General features: G+C 55.8%; 1 protein-coding gene. It reads right to left on the bottom strand.

All coding sequences use genetic code 11. The annotated features are described in order from the left end of the window. Positions 1 to 469 (bottom strand): DUF1538 family protein (locus QZ105_RS10480; protein ID WP_293729865.1); only part of this gene is annotated, 469 nt, incomplete at its 3' end. Between the last annotated feature and the right edge of the window lie 875 nt (positions 470 to 1344).

Raw genomic sequence — 1344 nt, 5'->3', positions numbered from 1 at the left:
CCAGCACGAACACGACGATATAAAAGCCGACCAGCAGCGTCCGCAGCGGGATGCTGAGCAGCATACGCAGCAGCGCGATGAGCAGGAAAATGCCGACGCCGACCGCAACGGTGACGATGAGCACCATATTGGGGACCGCCTGCACCTGATTGGCGAGGACCTGGAGATCCGGCTCCGAGATGGTGATGATAAAGCCCAGCAAAAAGCCGAGCAGCAGCATAAGCCAAACCTTTTTCGTCCGCGTCATGCAGGTGCCGACGCGCTCGCCCATCGGGGTCATGGCGAGCTCAGCGCCCAGCGAAAAGAGCATCATGCCGATAATGAGCAGCGCCGCGCCGAGCAGAAATGCCATCAAAATCCCCGGCGGGATCGGCGCGACCGCGAAGCTCAGCACCAGCACGATGCCCACAATGGGCAGCACGGCCTTCAGCGACTCGTTCAGCTTTTCGGATAGTTTACTTCGATACAAGCGTGCTCCTCCCCCTATAACATTAAAAATATACTTTTTTATTTTATCATAACAAAAATGCGATTTCAACGAATTTTCTGTGAATTTTCTGCCAAAAGGGGGTAATTTTCTCGCCCCAAGGGCGAGGGGTTTTCAATATTGAACGCGCCTTTGGCGCGAATTTGATTTGTTTCGCGTCCGCGGGACGCGACTTACTTTCCCCCTGCGGGGAAAGTAAGCAAAGGCGCGGTTAAGGGAAAACCCTTTCGAATGGGTTTTCCCTTAACAATCCCTTTCCTGAACGACCAAGAGGGTCTTACGACCCCCTTGGATTCCCCCTAAAGTCGGGGCTGGTCCGGTTATAAGAATCAATGCGCCGAAGGCGCACCCTTTAAAGGCTCCCCTGTGCAAGGGGAGCTGGCGCGCGAAGCGCGACTGAGGGGTTGTTACCAAGCCTGCGCGAACGCCGAGCTTGGCAATTCCGGAAGCTTACAACCCTCCAGTCAGCCTTCGGCTGACAGCCTCCCTTGCACAGGGAGGCCTTTAAAATCGCGGCGTTTCCGTATTAGTTAAAACGCTGGACCTAAGATGCGGGAGGGGTTCCAAGGGGGTCGTAAGACCCCCTTGGTCGTTGCGGAGGAGGATTGTTAAGGAGGGACCCAATCGAAAGGGTCCCTCCTTAACTGTGCCTTTGCCTTCTGTCCCCGACGCGCCGCAGGCGCTAGTCCTTTAGGGCACAGGGGGAAAGAAGGTCGCGGCCGCGACGCGCCGAAGGCGCTAGTCCTTTAGGGCAGGGGGAAAGTAAGTCGCGCCTACGGCGCGAAACTTATTAAATTTGCGCCAAAGGCGCATTCAATATTTAAAAGCCAACGATCCCGCCCAATAAATCAGGCGGG

Source organism: uncultured Phascolarctobacterium sp., from assembly GCF_905212365.1.
Classification (GTDB): domain Bacteria; phylum Bacillota; class Negativicutes; order Acidaminococcales; family Acidaminococcaceae; genus Phascolarctobacterium_A.
The sequence above is the reverse complement of the archived record's forward strand: the minus strand, read 5'-3'. Positions and strand labels throughout refer to the sequence as shown.